Consider the following 17,929-nt stretch of genomic DNA (forward strand, 5'->3'; position numbering starts at 1 on the left):
AATTAAATATTAAATATCTCCGTTTAAAAGTTGTAGATGTACAATTTTTTCGAGCGTTTTTTCTTTTGTGTAAACGATTTGGTGTGTATTATGGGGTCTTGAAAATAGGGCTTCATAAATTATTTATTTTTATGTGTTGACATATATGGCAACAATAGAAGAATTATACACTCTTGGAAAAATTGAAAAGTATGTTCCTGATCTTGGGCCTGACCAACATATCGAGAGGGTTTTATATCTTTCGTTGGAGCTTGTGGAGTGGATCAACACGACATTGTCAGGTATGCCGCGAAGGGCAGGAAGGGACCTTACCCCTTTGGAACAAGTGGATAATATTTTTTCAAACTATATATCTGGGAAAAAAATGGTTGGGGAATACCAAAAACTTATGCCCCAGAAATATGCAGTTTGGGAGTTGAAAACTGCTGATATCAGAATATTTGGTTGGTTTGTCCGACAAAGAGTTTTTATTGCAACCCATGCGGATACTGCAACAAATATTAAGGGCCAAAAACTGTATAGGAAGTATATTAAAAAGGTTCGGGATTATCGAAAAAGAATAAATTTAACTAATCCAAAATATACGACAAAAGGTTTAGGTGATGTCCTTTAAGATTAATATTTCCGGTAAAAGGAAAGTTTTTGCAAATCTGTTAGCAGAATTGCATGAGGAGCTTTATGACATTTACCAGAAACGCAACGAAGAAACCGGTTTAACTAAAGCAGATATAGCTGAGCGACTGGAAGTTCATAGGTCTTTGATTACAAAAAAATTTGGCGGTACGTCCAATTTGACTTTAGAAAGTGTTGCTTATTTGGCGTGGGCGCTTGATTGCAAGCCTCGGGTTGAACTAATTCCCTTAGAAGATTTAAATAATAACCGTAAAACATACACGGAATATTATTTAAGTGGTTCTAAGGAAGATAAGATAACACGAACAACCTCAACCAGTTCAACAACTACCTTTTTTAATACTGTTAATCTGAAAAGAGCCTAGGACCTTGATATGACAGGGTTTGCTTATACGATTTTTTGCGATGATGTTCGGCAAGAAATTAACAACAAACAATCTTTTATTGGGACTTACGGGCAAGATATCGTCGTTCCGGACAAAGAGCAGTTTACATTACTGAAGTTTTTTATCGTTCTAAACTACTGTGTAACGAAGGGGGTGCCGTTTAAGGAGATTGAGTTTGTCGTGGAGCTTCCCGATCAGGATGATATCAGATTGCGAGCGGATGATGTGAATATTGTTCCAGATGATAATACTTCCAGGTTACGTTTTAGTGCTGTTTTCGGTGTTAATAATTTAGTTGTTAAACCGGGAACTAGAATCATGACGTACGTTCTTGTTGATGGGGTAAAGGTTGAGGGGGATAAAATCCACATCAAATCCTCTGGAGACCTACCTCAATAAAATTTTCGGGCGGTTTTCTAATGCCGCCAGAAGGCGGGGGTGAACAGGACCACCACCGCAAGAATTTCCAGACGGCCGAGCAGCATGCCGAGACTGAACAGCCATTTGGCGGCGTCAGGGACGCTGGCGAAATTATGGTCAGGGCCGATCATCGGTCCGAATCCGGGGCCTACATTGGTCAGTGTGGTCAAGGCGCCGCTCAGCGCCGTCAAAAGATCCAGTCCGGTCAGTGACACGGCAATGGTCAGGGCCACCAGCGTGGTCAGGAACGCGCCGACGAAAACCAGGACAGAATACAGAATGGAGCCGTCGATGGCTTCGCGGCCGTATTTGATGATTGCCACCTTGTTGGGTGACAGCAATTGCTGAAGGCTCGTTCGGAAGGCGGTGATCACCACCAGAAGACGATAGACCTTGAGACCGCCGGCGGTGGAGCCGGAACAGCCGCCAAAAAAAGTGATCACGAAAAACGTTGCCACGGCAAATCCGCCCCAGGTGAGGTAGTTTTCCGACGCGAAACCGGTAGTGGAAATGATGGAAATCACGTTGAACGCCGTCGAGCTCAGGACATGAAAGAAACTTTCATTTTCCGTAAACAGATAATGCCAGGCGGTGGTGGCGCTGATCACGACGCCCAGGATAATCAGAAAGGCGGGAATCTGGGGGTCTTCCATCAGGTTATAATCCCGATGGATCAGGGCCTTGACATAAACCGCGAAGGGCAGGGAGCCCAACACCATGAACAGGCAACCGGTCCACAGAACCCCATCGCTGTGGAAATACCCCACAGAAGCGTCATGGGTGGAATATCCGCCGGTGGAGATGGTGGTCATGGCGTGATTGATGGCGTCAAAGCCGGACATGCCGGACAGGTAAAACATCAGGCCGCACAACAGGGTAAGCCCCACATAAATGCCCAGCAGCCACAAGGAGTATTTGTAAAATTGCGGCACCGGTTTGTTGCCGGTATCGGAGGATTCAATGGTGAAAATCTGCATCCCGCCGATTTTCAGAAACGGCATCAGCATCAGCCCGATGCCGATAATGCCGATGCCGCCCAGCCATTGGGTCAGCGAGCGCCACAACAATAGCCCGGGGGGCATGCCGTCCAGGCCGGACAACACCGTCGAGCCGGTGGTGGTCAGACCGGAAATGGCTTCGAAAAAGGCATCGGTGAAGGACAGGCCCGCAGCGGAAAGATAAAGCGGCAATGCGGCCACCACCGCCGTTGACAGCCACAACATATTGACCAGGAAAAACCCGAATCTCAGGGTAAAGGCGGGGATGTCGTCGCGGGTGGCAATCAGCATCAGCAGCGCCGGCACGCCTGTCAATATGGAGGAGCCCAGAAAAACCTGCCAGTCGGAATTGTGGTTGAGATAATCCACGCTGGCCGGAACGAGCATGGCCAGCGCCAGATAGAGACAGAAATAACTCACTACATAGGCCGTGGGTTTGAAAATCTGGGCATATATACCGGTGGCGTTGACCATATGTTATTCCGCAAATTCATGCCTTGATACGGGCCTAGTGTGGTGAATTTGAAGTTCCTGTTATTGATTATGTCATACGACTTAAGAACTTCAAATTCAGAAACCACACTAGAGTCAAATAATTAACCAGTCTTCTTGTTGACTCTGAAATTCGAATAGCCTGCTACAAATATGATACGAATTTCAGAGTCAGAAGACTAGAGTGAATTGTGAAGAGGTTGGCTCAATTCCCTCTAGAACGCCGTCTCCTTCTGAGAGGCGGCAGATGACGATATATTGGGGAATGAGATATATCAGGAAATGAGAGTCTGGGGAAGTTTTCCGTTTGATCCCGGTACATGATCCGGACGCGCTGTCCCGCCGAGAAGGGCTACAGTTTTGTCTGCATCTGTTCTGTCCTGGTTCCGATCCTACAGTAAAATTTCCGGTCCTAAGTGTCGGAAAACTTTACATCTGTTTCTTGGAAAAAATTATAACCATTTGTTTTTCTTGGTTTTTTATTGTGGCATGGGTTTTGCTTAGTGTCGATCAGTTTGTAAAAGTTTTTTTGAGGAAATAAATAATGAAACACATTGCTACTTTTTTTCTGGCCTCAGTATGTCTGTTGTTTTCAAGCCTGAGTGCCCATGCCACCCTGATTTTTGACAATGCAGATGTTGGGCGCGCGTCCAACAGAGGGGCGCAATCGAGTCCAGGCGCCCTGGTTACGGTTTCTGCCAACGTGACGATCAGCAATATTGCGGTCCGGAATGACCTGAATCAGGACGGCAATCTGAAGTTTGTTATTTTTGACCACGACACTCATGATCTGCTGTATAGCAGCGCGGCAAAAGCTTTCGTCGATGATGGCGTTTCCTGGAAAATCTCTGACATGTTCAGCTTCACGCTCCTGGCTGGCAAAAGCTATGACATCGGCGCGATTGCCGATGTGGGCGGGCTTTGGCATTATGATAGCACAAGCAACAGCATGAACGGAATCACATCTATTGTATCGAACCCGAATTTCGGGAATTTCGGTTCACCGGCCCAAGTTGGTCATGCTAGTGCTGATGCGCACATCCGTCTGTATGCCGAGGAAAGTGTCGATGTTCCCGAACCGGCCCCGCTTGCCCTGCTGGGTCTTGGGCTTTTGGGGCTTGGGATGGCGCGGCTGCGGCACCATTAAATATCATATAAACATCATAGCCTCAATTTACCCAATATATTCCAATACATCCAATATATTCCAATACATAATGTATGAAGTAGAGTGAATAAAGGGGAGGGCAACCTCCCCCTTTTTTATGCTGATTTTTTGCTGGTCCGCTGGGCGGGCGGGATCAAGCGCCAGGGTTGCTGTGCAGGCGGGCGATATTGTCTTCCCAGTTACGGCCGTCAAAATCCGTATAGTCGATGGCCTCGACCGTTCCGGTGTCAAGGCAGCTCACGTTGACGCTGATTCCGTCCGGATGGGAGCGGGGCGTATAAAAGCTTTTCACACCGCAAATCTTGCAGAAAGTATGTTTGGCGGTATGGGTGTTAAAGCTGTAGGTGGTGAGGCTGTCCGCTCCTTGAAGAAGGTGGAATTTTTCTTTTTCCACAATCAGATGCACAAACCCGGTCATGCGGCACATGGAACAGTTGCAACGAGTGGCCTTGAGCCGGGCGGGGGCTTCCACTTCAAAACGCACCGCGCCGCAATGACAGCCGCCCTGGTGGGTGAGATTCTTGTGTAACGTCATCAATCGTTGCTCCCCATGAAATCCCGCTTCCCTATGCCCGCTTCCCTATGCCTGCTTCCTTATGAATGTCTGTTAAATGTCTGTTGCTGGCACGGAAATGTCAATCCATTACAGACGATCATCAGGCCATTACAGACGATCATCGGGGCGCGGAGAAGTATTGCTATTGACAATGAATATTAATGTAAGTATGACCGTTATCAATTAATAATAATTATTATTAATATCAATCTATGAGGAAGTTCCATGATTTATCCCCCCAAGGCGGCTTTGCTCGCCTCCGTTTCCCTGTCTTTATCCCTAAGCCCCGGTCTGTTACTGGCGGATGCCGAGGAGGCGGCGCTGGAGGAGATTGTCGTGACCACGACGGCGGGATTGCAGATTCCCGTTTCCTCCATTCCGGGGGCGGTGCAAATTCTGGACCGGGAAGACCTCGATATTCAGAACGCCATTTCCCAGGACCTGGCCGATACGCTGGCCAATCTCTTGCCGGGCTATTCGCCAAGCAACCAGCTGGCCTCCAATTTCGGCCAGACCTTCCGCGGCAAGAAGGCCGTGGTGCTCATTGACGGAGTGTTGCAGACCACACCGATTCGCAACGCTTCGCGGGAGTTTCGGACCATTTCCCAAGAGGCCATCGAGCGGGTCGAGGTGATCAAGGGTGCCAGCGCGCTCTATGGCAACGGCTATGCGGGCGGCGTGATCAATATCGTCACCAAACAGGCCACGGAAGACTTCCAGGGCTGGGCCAGCGGCGAATATAATTTCCAGCCTGAGGACTGGGGTGCCACGGACGGCTATGCGCTGAATGCGGGATTTTCCGGCACGACGGGCGGGCAACTGGAAGTTGTGCTAAGCGCCTCTTACGTCAAAACGGGCCATTTTGTCGATGCGCACGGGGAGATTCTGCCGGACGACCAGAACGGTCAGGGTGGCACCGCCAACGGCAATCAATACGATGTTTTGCTGAAACTGGGTCGCCAGTTTGACACGCACCGGCTGGAGATAAGCGGCCATTATTATTACATGGACAACCGGCCCAGCTTCAACCGCATCGTCAATCCGCTTACCGGCTTCACCGAAATCGACGTGACCCGGCCCTACAGCAGCGGCGATCCGAAAAACGAAAGCTTCTTCACCAGGCTGCAATGGCAGAGTGACGACCTGTTCGGCCAGGAATTCGCCCTGCATCTCTCCTTTGGCAAGAATGACTATTTGTTCGCCACCACCAAGGTGGAGTCCCGCAAAATCAAGATCTCGCCCTCCCTGCGCAGCAGCCTTGCCGAAGGGGACCTGCAACTGATTTACGGGCTCGACATGGAATGGGACACCACCAGCCAGAGCTATCGGGCGGATTTCGTGCCGGACAATATTCCCGCCGGAATCGAACCTTGCTGGATCTGTGATGTGGACAAGCAGCAGATCTCCCCCTATCTTCAGGCCAATTACACCCTGACCGAGAGGTTGGAGATGCAGGCTGGGGTGCGCTATGAAAATTATCGCTTCGAGGTGCCGGATTTCGTGCCGATTCGCGGGCCGTTGTTCGGCGTTCCCGTGGCCGGCGGGACCCTGAATTATAACGAGCCGGTCTTTAACATTGGCGCCGTTTATCAGCTTGCCCCGGCGACCGAACTCTACGGCGGCTATTCCGAAGGCTATGCGGTGGATGACCTGCGGCGCTTGCGGGGCATCACGACGCCGACCGTCGCGGCCTTCAAGGACCAGGTGCCGGCCACCAAGTCGCATAATTTCGAACTGGGTATCCGCTCCCTGGTCGGGGATGACCTGAATCTGTCCGCAACCGCCTATTATACCAAAAATACGGACGCCTCCCATTACGGCCAGGAATCCGACGGCGCCTTCCCGCTGGAATTCCTGGTTTATGCTGATGAAAAAATCTATGGGGTGGAATTGACGGCGGATTATCGGTTCACTGACCGGCTGAGTGCGGGCGGCACCTATTCCTGGAGCGAGGGCGAATACCTCGATTCCGTAGCCGGTGACTACCGGTATCTCAACGGCACCAGGATCACGCCGGCGAAGATCACCGCCTATGTGGAAGGCCGGCCGCTGGATAACCTGTTTGCTCGCCTGCAGATGCTGCATGTGGCGGGCCGGGACAAATTCCCGGACCTCGAAATGGGCGGCCTTGTCGGCAATCTGTATTACGAGAGCGAGATTGACGGCTATACCCTGCTGGACTTTACCATGTCCTATAGTTTCGAGACCCGGGGTAAACTTACCCTGTCCGTGCGCAACCTGCTGAACAATCACTATGCGCCGGCCTCGTCGCAGGTCAATAAAGATCTTCTGACGACCAGCGCCGCCAGCCGGGCGGTGTATGCCGGACAGGGACGCGCCATCAGCCTGAAATACAGCATCACCTATTAAAGGAGCCGCGCATGATCTGGTTCAGAAAGCTGCATAAATGGTTGGGGGTGGGCGCCGGACTGCTGATGATACTGGTGACGTTAAGCGGTCTGGCCGTGGTGTTCGAACCGGATTACCGGCGGCTCGCGCATCCGGAATTGGCGACGCCGGCACGGCCGCTCGATGCGGCGCAACTGGATCGGGATTACGCGGTCATGCAGCATTTGTTTGCCCCGGCGGATATCCGTTTCCTGGGCCTGCCGACAGATGGCATGAATGCCTATAAGGTCTATCTCAGTGATCGGAGCCTTGCCTATGTCCAGCCGCAAACGGTCCGGGTTATTGATCATTTCGGGATGTTGTCCTCGCCGATGCAGTTGCTGATCCGGTTTCACCATGACCTGCTGATGGGCAAGACGGGGCGGTTGGTGCTCGGCATCCTGTCCTGCGTTCTGCTGTTTATGATGGTGAGCGGGCTCTGGATCTGGTGGCCGGGGCGCAAGGGGTACCGCCTTAAACATATGAAGCCCGGAAAAACCCGGGCGCAACTGATCCGGTCGCACCGAACGACCGGGGCGACCACGGTCCTGATCCTGCTGTTTTTTGCGGTGACTGGTGCATATTTTTCCTTTCATGATGGCTTTCAGAAGGTCATGGCGGCGCTGGACGGAGAGGAGGCGGATATGGAACTGCCTCGGCTCGCGCCGCAGCCAGGGCGGGACGCTCTCTCGCCTGGTCGCCTTTATGACCTGGCTCGCGCGGCGCTGCCCGCAGGCCAGGTGACTTTTTTCAGTCCGGCCGGAAAAGAGAACGCCGCCGCCCGGTTCCGCATCCGGCTGCCCGGGGAATTGCACCAGAACGGGCGCAGCGGTGTGGTTCTCAACCCCTATGACGGCGCGGTGATGAAGGTGGTGGACGCCACCCGTGTCCCGGCTTTTCAGCGCTCCCTGCAGTATTATTTTCCGCTCCATTCCGGACGGACGGCCGGCTGGGGCATCGGCTACCGGATTGTGGTTTTCGTGGCCGGTTGCAGCCTGCTTTTGCTCAGCCTGACCAGTATCTTGAGCTGGGTCAGGGGACGCAAAAAGAAACGTTCAGGTCGGGGGGCGATGTCGATGCGCCGGACAGCGAAAACATCTTGAGTCATCCGGTTCAGAAATTCTGTCGGGCGTTTAAGGCTGCGGTGAGGGTGCCGTCATCAAGGTAATCCAGTTCGCCGCCCACTGGCACGCCATGAGCCAGGCGGGTAATCCGCACATTTGCCCCTTTCAGTCGGTCGGCGATGTAATGGGCCGTGGTCTGCCCGTCCACGGTGGCGTTGGTGGCGATGATGACTTCGCTGACTTCATCTTCCATGGCGCGTTCAATCAGGCCGTTGATATTCAGGTCGTCAGGACCGATGCCATCCAGCGCCGATAGCGTACCGCCAATCACATGATACAAACCCCGGAAACTTCCGGCCCGCTCCAGCGCCCAAAGATCTGCAACATCCTCAATAGCGCAGATGGTGCCCCGGTCCCGCCGCTCATCCTCACAGATATGGCAGGGATCGGAAATGTCCAGATTGCCGCAGGTGGTGCAGGGGTGCACATGTTCCGCCACCGTGGCCAGTGAAGTGGCCAGCGGCCTCATCAGCACGTCTTTTTTCTTGATCAGATGCAGCACCGCCCGCCGTGCGGAGCGCGGGCCAAGCCCTGGCAGGCGGGACAAAAGCTGGATCAGCTGATCAAGGTCATTATTGGTGGTGCGGGTGCGGTACATGGAAACCGGGCATTAAAACGGCAGGTTGAACCCTTCCGGCAATTGCAGGCCGCCGGTGAGTTTTTTCATTTCTTCCCGGGCATGTTCTTCCACCTTGACTTTGGCGTCATGGAACGCAGCCACAATCAGATCCTCGACCACTTCCACGTCATCGCCATTAAACAGGCTGGGGTCGATTTTGACTTTTTTGACGTCATTCTTGCCGTTCAGGGTTACACTCACCAGCCCGGCGCCGGCACTACCGGAAATTTCGGTTTGCTCCAGGGCTTGCTGCATTTCCTGCATGCGGGCTTGCACTTCCTGGGCCTGTTTCATCATTTTGCCAAGGTTTTTCATGGAAACTCCTTAAAGCTCTTGCGTCGTCACGTGATATGTAAGGCATGGGACGGCGCGGTTCAATCTCTGATGTCAGAAATCATTCGCGTCAAGCCCGAATTCTTCGGCGTCAACCATAAATTCCGTATCGTTGTCGGCAGTGCCATCCATCAGGTCGGGGGTGAAAAGCTCCACTTTTTTGCGAATATCGGTAATTTGCGCGCCGGGGAAGGTCTCCAGGACCGTTTTGACCAGCGGGTTTTGCGACAACCGTTCTTTCAGGGCCTGGGCTTCGACCAGTTCCTTTTGGTACAGGCTGTCTTCGCCGCGTTGCTGGCTGAGGGAGACGATCCAGCGCTGGCCGGTAAACTCACGCAGCTTTTCCGATACTTTGCTGACCAGGTCCCGTGGGGCCTTGTTGTTGAGCCGTATGTCAATCCGGCCGGTATCGAAACTCACCAGATGAGTGTTTTCTTTCAGGTGGAAGGCGATCTGGGCCTCTTGCCGCTCTTCGAACAGTCGGACCACTTCCTCAAAGGAATCTGGAGGAGGCAGGGGGGCGTCGGCTGATTGGGGCAGAGGATCTCCGGCACACAGGGTGGACTGGCCGGTGGCGCCCTGAATGATTCGAAATGCCTGTGGCCCACTGCCGGGGGCGGTGCCGGCAGGAAAGCCGGCCGTCTGAGCTGATGGCGTCGCAGAGGGGGGGCCGCTGCCCTGTGACCCGGCGGCGGTTTGTTCGGCAGAGTGTGGATTGGCCTTAAGCTGTTTGACCAGATCGCCGGGGGTGGGCAGGTTGGCCACATGGGTCAGGCGCACCAGTACCATTTCCGCCGCCAGCAGTGGCGCCGGCGCGAGGCGCACTTCCTCAAGCCCTTTCAGCAACATCTGCCAGGCGCGGGTCAACACGGGTATGCTTAATGCCTGGGCCATGTCCTGGCCCAGCTTGCGTTCCGCCTCCGACGTGACCACTTCCTCGCCCGCATCGGGCACCACCTTGAGTCGGGTCAGCCAGTGGGTCAGTTCCAGCATGTCCTGGAAAATGACCACCGGGTCTGCCCCGTGATCATATTGATGGCGCAACATGGTGAGCGCTGCCGCCACATCCCCTTTCATGCAGGCCTGATACAGATCGAGGATTTGCGCCCGGTCCGCAAGACCCAGCATATCGCGCACCTGTTCTTCGGTGACTTTGCCGGCGCCGTGGGCAAAAGCCTGATCCAGCAGACTGAGGCCATCCCGCACGGAGCCTTCCGCCGCGCGGGCGATCATGGCCAGGGCCACGTCTTCGATTTCGCACCCCTCCTTGTCTGCAATGGTTTTGAAATGGCGTGACAGTTCCTCGATGGACACGCGTCTGAGATCAAACCGCTGGCAGCGGCTGAGCACGGTGACCGGGACCTTGCGAATCTCGGTGGTGGCGAAAATGAATTTCACATGTTCCGGTGGTTCTTCGAGGGTTTTCAGCAGGGCATTGAAGGCATTGCGGGAGAGCATATGCACTTCGTCGATGATATAGATCTTATAGCGCGCATTGGTGGAGGCATAACGCACCCCGTCAATGATTTCGCGAATGTCGTCCACCCCGGTGCGGCTGGCGGCGTCCATTTCCATCACATCCACATGACGGCTTTCGGCAATGGCCTTGCAGTTTTCACACACCCCGCAAGGGGTGATGGTGGGGCCGCCCTGGCCATCAGGGCCGGTACAGTTCAGCGCCTTGGCGATAATCCGGGCGGTGGTGGTCTTGCCCACCCCGCGCACTCCGGTCAAGATAAAGGCATGCGCCAGCCGCCCGGTTTCAATGGCGTTGGACAGGGTGCGGACCATGGCTTCCTGACCGATCAGCTCATCAAAATTTGTCGGGCGGTATTTTCGCGCAAGAACACGGTAATGGGTATCTGACAGAACCTCGGACATCGGGGTTGTTTGACCTTATGTTGTATAACGATAAACAAATATTTTGAATGCTAGCGTGGTGAATTTGAAGTTCCTGTTATTGATTATGTCATACGACTTAGGAACTTCAAATTCAGAAACCACACTAGAGTCAAATAATTAACCAGTCTTCTTGTTGACTCTGAAATTCGAATAGCCTGCTACACATATGATACGAATTTCAGAGTCAGAAGACTAGAGCGAATTGTGAATAGGCTGGCTCAATTCACTCTAGACCTTTTCCCCTCACTATAAAACCAGCGAGGCGGGATTGCCATAGCGGAGTTGCGATTTTCATATATTGGAGTTGCGATTTTCATATATTTCTGTGGGGAAAAACGCAAAATTGCTGGCGACGCAAGTTGCCGGTTTCTGTTTCGTAACAGAGCTGAGTCGGGGAGGAGCGTATTAAGAGAGGGAGGCGATAAGTGAGAGATTGAACGACCCGAGTTGTCTCGTTACGGCTGCTCCCTTCCGGGCCTGACCGGGTTGGCGAGCGTACCCGTCCGCCAATCTCTCGGGGCTTTATATGGTCCTTTTTATATCATAATTCAAGAAGAAATTCAGAACGTTCTGCTGGGTGCTGGAAAACCGTCCGGTGTTGTGGCAGTGTGACAGCTGTCAAGGAGAGCATCATGTCAAACCGTCGCCTTTATATCGAACCCTGTGCCTTTTCGGGGTTTCCGCTGGATCCCGCAGATCATTTGCGGGGCGATGAGGCCTGGATCAAAGCCCGCAAACAAGACCCGACCAGCCTTTATCTTCTGTTTCATGATCTGCGCCCCCTGATGGATGTCAGCCGGCCGGAGGGGCTTATGCCGGGGTTTTTAGAGGTGAAAGACGTCCCCAAAGCGGCTCTGGATGCAGCGGTGTTTCTGGGGCTCATGGGGGAAATGGCGATTTTTGCAGTGGATGTGACAGGGGAGGTCAAAAAGGAAGAAGCGGAAAGCAAGGCCGCGAAATTCATTGACGTGCGTTCCGTGGCCTTACAGATGATTGCCCAGAACTATTCCCCGGTGCCGGCACTTTTGGGCAAGGCCAAGTCCCTTCTGGACTGGCATGCCCGGCATCGTTTTTGTGCCAATTGCGGGGCGCCAACCCGGATGGTACAGGCGGGCTATGTGCGTCGGTGCCCGGCCTGCGCGGCTCAGCATTTTCCGCGCACCGATCCGGTGGTGATCATGTTGGTCTACAGGGAGGATAAGATGCTGGTGGGCCGCAGTCCAGGCTGGCCGGAAGGAAATTTTTCGGCGCTGGCCGGATTTGTGGAACCGGGAGAAACCCTGGAAGATGCCTGCCGCCGTGAAGTCCTGGAGGAAGTGGGGATAAGGGTGGGCAAGGTGGAATATGTCAAAAGCCAGCCCTGGCCGTTTCCGTCCAGCCTGATGGTCGGTTTGTTTGCTGAAGCGCAAAGCGAGGACATCATCCTGAATTCCGGCGAACTGGAACAGGCCATTTGGGTCAGTCGCGATCAGGCGCGGCATCTGTTGATCACCGGGGGGACGGATAAACTGCGTCTGGTCCCTTACCCCATCGCTATTGCTCGCCATCTGATTGAAAAATGGGTGGAGGAAGGGCGGTGATCTTCTTCTTCTTGACTTATGATGCAAGTGTTGCCTAATAGGCTATAGCCACCTGAGAACCAAGAAACCACCAAAAGGACCAAATCATGCCGGATTATCGTTCGAAAACCTCTACTCACGGCCGCAATATGGCCGGCGCGCGGGCTTTGTGGCGCGCCACGGGCGTTAAGGAAAAGGATTTCGGAAAGCCCATCATCGCGGTGGTCAACAGTTTCACCCAGTTTGTGCCCGGGCATGTGCATCTGAAGGATCTGGGCCAGATGGTGGCGCGGGAAATCGAAGCACATGGCGGGATCGCCAAGGAGTTTAACACCATTGCCGTGGATGACGGTATCGCTATGGGGCATGACGGCATGTTGTATTCCCTGCCGAGCCGGGAGATTATCGCCGATAGCGTGGAATATATGGTCGAGGCCCATTGCGCCGACGCCATGGTGTGTATTTCCAACTGTGACAAGATCACCCCCGGTATGCTGATGGCGGCCCTGCGCCTTAACATTCCGGCGATTTTTGTGTCCGGCGGGCCCATGGAGGCGGGCAAGGCGGAAGGCATCGACCATGGTCTTGACCTGGTGGACGCCATCGTCATGGGTTCCGACCCCAATGTCAGCGATGAGGAGGTGGCCCGGGTGGAACGCTCCGCTTGTCCCACCTGCGGGTCCTGTTCCGGCATGTTCACCGCCAACAGCATGAACTGCCTGACCGAGGCGCTGGGGCTTAGCCTGCCCGGCAACGGCACGGTGCTGGCCACCCATGCGGATCGCAGGGATCTGTTTCTGGAAGCGGCGCGGCGTATTGTGGACAACTGCAAGAAATATTATCTGGAAAATGACGAGCGTGTCCTGCCGCGCGCTGTGGCCAATTTCAAGGCGTTCGAAAATGCCATGACGCTGGACATTGCCATGGGCGGGTCCACCAATACGGTATTGCATATTCTGGCTGCCGCGCAGGAGGCCGAAGTGGACTTCACCATGGCGGATATTGACCGGCTGAGCCGTAAGGTGCCCAATATCTGTAAAGTGGCGCCGATGAGTGAAAAATACCATATTGAGGATGTCCATCGGGCGGGGGGCATCATGGGCATTCTGGGTGAACTGGCGCGCGCCGGGCTGATTCACCGGAACACGCCGACCGTTTACGCCGACAGTCTGGGCGAAGCCATCGACTATTTTGATGTCATGACGTCACCGGATGAGAAGATCAAGGAATTTTACCGGGCCGCGCCCGGGGGAGTGCCGACCCAGACCGCCTTTTCCCAGAATAAACGTTTCCCTGATCTTGACCTGGACCGGGAAGAAGGCTGTATTCGTGCTGTGGACCACGCCTACAGCAAGGATGGCGGCCTCGCGGTGTTGTATGGAAATCTGGCCGAAGACGGCTGTATTGTGAAAACGGCGGGCGTTGATGAAAGCATCCTGAAATTTTCCGGCCCGGCCCGGATTTTTGAAAGTCAGGACAGTGCCGTGAAAGCCATTACCGGCGGCGAGATCAAGGAAGGCGATGTAGTGCTGATCCGTTATGAAGGTCCCAAAGGCGGCCCCGGTATGCAGGAAATGCTTTATCCCACGTCGTTCCTGAAAAGCATGGGGCTTGGCAAGGCCTGCGCCCTGATCACCGACGGGCGGTTTTCCGGAGGCACCTCGGGCCTTAGCATCGGCCATGTAAGCCCCGAAGCTGCCGCCGGCGGCACCATTGCGCTGGTGGAAGAAGGAGACCGGATCGACATTGATATTCCCGCCCGCTCTATTCGGCTGGCCGTAACGGACGAGGAACTGGCCCGTCGCCGGGCGAAAATGGAAACCAAAGGCGACGCCGCCTGGCGGCCCACGGAACATCGTGAACGCAAGGTCAGCAAGGCACTCAAGGCGTATGCGTTGATGGCGACTTCCGCCGATAAGGGGGCCGTGCGGGATGTTTCAGGGCTCACGCGTAAATAACGGGGCCTTCTTGTTTTGTTTGCCCGGGCATGTGGCCGGACACGGGGGCGGACATGTGGTATGTCTATAGAGTGAATTGTGCCAATCTATGCACAATTCACTCTAAAACAGAGTAGAGGGCCGTTTTCTTTTCCTTACGCCCTGTCTTTCTGTCTTAGCCTGTACTCGGCCATGGGGTAGGTGCCCAGCACCCGGATCTCGTTGGTGAAAAAGTCCAGTTCCTCCATGGCGAGCTGTACGCTCGGATCATCTATATGCCCTTCGATATCAGCATAGAACTGGGAGGCGTTGAAACTGCCTTCCAATTGATAGCTTTCCAGTTTGGTCATATTGATGCCATTGGTGGCGAAACCACCGAGCGCTTTATACAGCGCGGCGGGCACGTTGCGCACCTGAAACAGGAAACTGGTCATGGAGGGCACATCGCGGGGGGCAGGGCGGGGTGTGCGGGAGAAGACCACAAATCGGGTGGTGTTGTGGGAGGCGTCCTCCACATCTTCGCGCAGGCTTTTCAAGCCGTAAATTTCCCCTGCTAGGGAGGAAGCGATGGCGGCGACGGATTTGTCGTTCAGGTCTGCCACCAGCTTCGCCGCCCCCGCGGTATCCGTATAGGCGACGGATTCCAGGCCCCAGTTCTGCAAATTACGGCGGCATTGTCCCAGCGCCTGTTCATGGCTTCTGACCACTTTCAGGTCATGCATTTCCGCTTCCGGCAGCACCAGAAGATGGTGATTGATACGCTGAAAATGTTCGCCGATAATATAAAGCGCCGCATGGGGCATTAACTGGTGAATATCGGCCACGCGTCCGGCCACTGAATTTTCGATAGGAATCATGGCTAATTCGGCTTGGCCGTCTTCCACAGCGGCAAAAGCGGCCTCGAATGTGGGGCAAGGCAGCGGTTCCATGTCCGGAAATCTGGTGCGACAGGCCAGATGGGAATAAGCGCCGGGTTCTCCCTGAAAAGCGATGATATTCTTATTGTTTTTGCTGTTTGGCATGTGCTGTCTCTGTTTCCTGATTTCGTCCTGTATGGCGCGACATTTCCCTTTCGTTCCTATGGCCGCAGACATACAGCCCTAAAGACACCATATGAAGGGTATTTTGCAACAAGAATCTCTTGTCACTCCCTAAAAACATCTGTACAAGGACAGCGTGAGGGTGGAATAGGGTTTATCTGAGTTGGCGTTTACTGGCGCCGGAAGACCATATTTCCAAATGAGATGTTAGATTTTTAAAGCCACGGGGAAGAGCCTTGGATTCCTTTGAGTTAAACAAAATCGCACTGGCTGTGTTGGTGACATTGCTGGTGATCATTGGTTTCAATAATCTTGGGGACATTATTTTCCACGAAGAACCGCTGGAAAAGCACGCCTATCCGATCGAAGTGGAAATGGCGGCTGTAGATACTGGTGGTGAGGCTGTGGAAGAGGAAGGTCCGTCTCTGGCCCAGCTTCTGGCAGAGGCGTCTGTTGAGAAAGGGCAAAAGGTCTTCAAGAAATGTCAGGCCTGTCACACTGTGGAAGAGGGCGGCCGGAACGGCACGGGTCCTAATCTCTGGAATGTGGTGGGCCGTCCCAAAGGAGCGGTTGCCGGTTTTGGTTATTCCGACGCTCTTCTGGCCACTGGCGGCAACTGGACCTATGAAGACCTGGATCGTTTCCTAGCGAAACCGCGGGACTTCATCCCGGGGACCAAGATGGCTTTTGCCGGTCTGAAACGGGATAGCGACCGGGCTGATGTCATTCTGTATCTGCGCTCCCTGAGCCATGATCAACTGGCCCTGCCTGAAGTGGGGGAAACCGCTGAAGCCGCTGCGGAGGGTGCGGCGGCAGCCAGCGAAGAGGCAACCCAGTAAGTCTCAAGGTTTTTATAGAAATTTGGAAGAGCCGCTGGTTGTCAGCGGCTTTTTTATGATCCGCCGTGACCACGGGTTAGAGTGAATTGTGAAGAGGTTGACCCATTCAGTCATGGAGTGCGTCGTCGACCCATGGAAACAAGCCGTGCTGTTCTCAAGGCTGGAGTGGCAGCATCCGCCGGATGGAACTGAGCGGTGGTTTGTCCGTTTGCAGCCGAACGATGTCAATGACTTCCTTGAGCGGGTCGATGCTGACCCGCATATGATGGGCGTTGGCGTGCAGCAGATGCATATCATCCAGCATGAACCCCACATGACCCGGAAAAAAGGCCAGGTCGCCCCGCTGGGGGACGTCATCATCGTCCAATACACGGCCGAGGGCGGCTTCCTGCATGTCGCTGTCGCGGGGAACGGCAAGGCCGGCCGTGGCAAACGCCAGCTGTATCAGCCCCGAACAATCAATACCGGCACAGCTTTTTCCGCCCCACAGATAGGGGGCGTAGAGAAGCTTGAGGGCTTCGGACACGGGATCAGTGCCGAAATGGTTGCTGATATGGGTGGCATAAATCCAGCCGCCATCGGCCAGCTGAACGAATCCTCCCTGTGGTGTCGGATCGACCACGCTCACCTCGGACATGAGATAAATCTGTCGCAAAGCGTGGCTTTTGGGATCCGGGGCCGAATAAATATGGGTGCTGAGCGCCTCCACATGATGGGTGGATGGAAAAATATCCGGGCTCAGATCCCCCAGTAGGCAATAGCCGACATAACCGTCTTTTTCCGCTTGGCCCCAGGCCCAGCCGTCCTTTTCCTCATAAACGGTAAAGAGTTCACCAAACAGAAGCTGGCTGCAGAGCGGCGCTGTCCTGTCCGGCCTGGCATACAGGGGAGCCAGCCCCGCGGCAACCTGATACCGCTGCCCTTTCACGAACCGGGCAGAGCTCACCTGACCTTCCAGATGCGCCGCTGCGATATCCTGCCGCCACGGCGTGATCCTGGGATCATGGCTGGTTTCGGTCATTCTATTCTCCCCATATGCCCTTCTCGTCTTAGGATGTTACCGCCCGGGTATCCGGGTTATGAAAAAGTCTGACTGTGTTATCGGTTTCCCTGTCGGATCAGGCCATTTTCTGCTTTTCCGGGTCAATGATTGGCGACCTGATTGGCTTTTTCCATCATTTCCGCAAAATCGGTGAGGAACACCGCCCCCTTGACGGTGCGCTGAATCAGAACATTGCGTTTGTCTTTTTCATCGCGGACCCTTTTGACAAACCCCAGGGCGCTTAAGGTATCAATGGCACGGGTGATGACGGGTTTGGAAACCCCCAGACTAGCGGCAAGGCCCCGCACGGTATGCGGTTGTGCCTCAAGATAAACCCGCATCAGCACGGCCATTTGCCGGGACGTAATATCCGGCAGTTTGTCGGTGACCGCATAGGTCAGGGTTTGCATCCACAGGCGCAGGCCCTTATGGCCGCTCAGTTCAAACTCCATGATGTCCCCCTTACTTATAGCCCGTGCCGGAGTGTGCCAAG

General features: G+C 54.2%; 17 protein-coding genes and 1 other RNA gene. 9 read left to right on the forward strand and 9 right to left on the reverse strand.

Features of this window, described 5'->3' with window-relative positions; genetic code table 11:
• The first annotated feature begins 145 nt into the window (after window positions 1-145).
• From FE788_RS02660 to FE788_RS02670, 3 genes are read left to right on the forward strand one after another with little or no spacing between them, the layout of a single operon-like run.
• Entirely contained in the window at window positions 146-613 is a 468-nt protein-coding gene (locus FE788_RS02660) for a hypothetical protein (protein ID WP_138379182.1), read from the forward strand.
• Window positions 603-998 carry a helix-turn-helix domain-containing protein gene (locus FE788_RS02665; protein ID WP_138379183.1) on the forward strand — a complete coding sequence of 132 codons (396 nt, stop codon included), beginning with the start codon at window positions 603-605 and terminating at the stop codon, window positions 996-998. Before FE788_RS02660 ends, FE788_RS02665 begins: the two co-directional genes overlap by 11 nt.
• A 9-nt stretch (window positions 999-1,007) precedes the next feature.
• Window positions 1,008-1,418 (forward strand): hypothetical protein, encoded by a 411-nt coding sequence (locus FE788_RS02670; protein ID WP_138379184.1) that lies wholly within the window; start codon window positions 1,008-1,010, stop codon window positions 1,416-1,418.
• Between the two features lie 17 nt (window positions 1,419-1,435).
• Here the strand turns inward: FE788_RS02670 and FE788_RS02675 are convergent, their stop codons facing one another.
• Window positions 1,436-2,911 carry a TrkH family potassium uptake protein gene (locus FE788_RS02675; RefSeq protein WP_138379185.1) on the reverse strand — a complete coding sequence of 492 codons (1,476 nt, stop codon included), beginning with the start codon at window positions 2,909-2,911 and terminating at the stop codon, window positions 1,436-1,438.
• A 562-nt stretch (window positions 2,912-3,473) separates the two neighbouring features.
• Between FE788_RS02675 and FE788_RS02680 the strand changes: the two genes are divergently transcribed.
• Entirely contained in the window at window positions 3,474-4,076 is a 603-nt protein-coding gene (locus FE788_RS02680) for a PEP-CTERM sorting domain-containing protein (protein ID WP_138379186.1), read from the forward strand.
• 154 nt (window positions 4,077-4,230) lie between these two features.
• Here FE788_RS02680 and FE788_RS02685 read toward each other — a convergent pair whose 3' ends face one another.
• A complete protein-coding gene (locus FE788_RS02685) occupies window positions 4,231-4,632 on the reverse strand; it encodes a GFA family protein (RefSeq protein WP_138379187.1) in 402 nt (133 codons plus the stop codon).
• Between the two features lie 246 nt (window positions 4,633-4,878).
• On the opposite strand from FE788_RS02685, the gene FE788_RS02690 reads away from it, so the two are divergent.
• On the forward strand, window positions 4,879-7,023 hold the full coding sequence (locus FE788_RS02690) for a TonB-dependent receptor (RefSeq protein WP_138379188.1): 2,145 nt from the start codon (window positions 4,879-4,881) through the stop codon (window positions 7,021-7,023).
• An 11-nt stretch (window positions 7,024-7,034) separates the two neighbouring features.
• Window positions 7,035-8,144 (forward strand): PepSY-associated TM helix domain-containing protein, encoded by a 1,110-nt coding sequence (locus FE788_RS02695; RefSeq protein ID WP_138379189.1) that lies wholly within the window; start codon window positions 7,035-7,037, stop codon window positions 8,142-8,144.
• A gap of 10 nt (window positions 8,145-8,154) precedes the next feature.
• Here FE788_RS02695 and recR read toward each other — a convergent pair whose 3' ends face one another.
• The 4 genes from recR to ffs form a co-directional block, all read right to left on the reverse strand.
• Window positions 8,155-8,763 (reverse strand): recombination mediator RecR, encoded by a 609-nt coding sequence (gene recR, locus FE788_RS02700; RefSeq protein WP_138379190.1) that lies wholly within the window; start codon window positions 8,761-8,763, stop codon window positions 8,155-8,157.
• Between the two features lie 12 nt (window positions 8,764-8,775).
• Entirely contained in the window at window positions 8,776-9,099 is a 324-nt protein-coding gene (locus tag FE788_RS02705) for a YbaB/EbfC family nucleoid-associated protein (RefSeq protein WP_138379191.1), read from the reverse strand.
• A gap of 72 nt (window positions 9,100-9,171) precedes the next feature.
• Window positions 9,172-10,998, reverse strand: coding sequence for a DNA polymerase III subunit gamma/tau (locus FE788_RS02710; RefSeq protein ID WP_138379192.1), 1,827 nt, complete (start codon window positions 10,996-10,998; stop codon window positions 9,172-9,174).
• 443 nt (window positions 10,999-11,441) lie between these two features.
• Window positions 11,442-11,537, reverse strand: an RNA gene (ffs, locus tag FE788_RS02715) — signal recognition particle sRNA small type.
• Between the two features lie 114 nt (window positions 11,538-11,651).
• On the opposite strand from ffs, the gene nudC reads away from it, so the two are divergent.
• Together nudC and ilvD are read left to right on the forward strand one after the other, a co-directional pair.
• The gene (gene nudC / locus FE788_RS02720; RefSeq protein ID WP_138379193.1) at window positions 11,652-12,599 is read left to right on the forward strand and encodes an NAD(+) diphosphatase; all 948 of its coding nucleotides are present in this window, start codon (window positions 11,652-11,654) and stop codon (window positions 12,597-12,599) included.
• Between the two features lie 86 nt (window positions 12,600-12,685).
• Window positions 12,686-14,536 carry a dihydroxy-acid dehydratase gene (ilvD, locus tag FE788_RS02725; protein WP_138379194.1) on the forward strand — a complete coding sequence of 617 codons (1,851 nt, stop codon included), beginning with the start codon at window positions 12,686-12,688 and terminating at the stop codon, window positions 14,534-14,536.
• Between the two features lie 134 nt (window positions 14,537-14,670).
• Here ilvD and FE788_RS02730 read toward each other — a convergent pair whose 3' ends face one another.
• Window positions 14,671-15,537: a prephenate dehydratase gene (locus FE788_RS02730; protein ID WP_138379195.1), complete on the reverse strand. Its 867-nt coding sequence runs from the start codon at window positions 15,535-15,537 to the stop codon at window positions 14,671-14,673.
• Window positions 15,538-15,791: 254 nt separating this feature from the next.
• Here FE788_RS02730 and FE788_RS02735 point away from each other — a divergent pair, with 254 nt between their 5' ends.
• Window positions 15,792-16,394 (forward strand): c-type cytochrome, encoded by a 603-nt coding sequence (locus FE788_RS02735; protein WP_138379196.1) that lies wholly within the window; start codon window positions 15,792-15,794, stop codon window positions 16,392-16,394.
• A 154-nt stretch (window positions 16,395-16,548) separates the two neighbouring features.
• Here FE788_RS02735 and FE788_RS02740 read toward each other — a convergent pair whose 3' ends face one another.
• Window positions 16,549-17,415 (reverse strand): C40 family peptidase, encoded by an 867-nt coding sequence (locus tag FE788_RS02740; RefSeq protein ID WP_138379197.1) that lies wholly within the window; start codon window positions 17,413-17,415, stop codon window positions 16,549-16,551.
• A 122-nt stretch (window positions 17,416-17,537) separates the two neighbouring features.
• On the reverse strand, window positions 17,538-17,888 hold the full coding sequence (locus FE788_RS02745) for a MarR family winged helix-turn-helix transcriptional regulator (RefSeq protein WP_138379198.1): 351 nt from the start codon (window positions 17,886-17,888) through the stop codon (window positions 17,538-17,540).
• Between the last annotated feature and the right edge of the window lie 41 nt (window positions 17,889-17,929).

This window comes from Luteithermobacter gelatinilyticus (assembly GCF_005849285.1).
In the GTDB taxonomy this organism is placed as follows: Bacteria; Pseudomonadota; Alphaproteobacteria; order Sphingomonadales; family Emcibacteraceae; genus Luteithermobacter; species Luteithermobacter gelatinilyticus.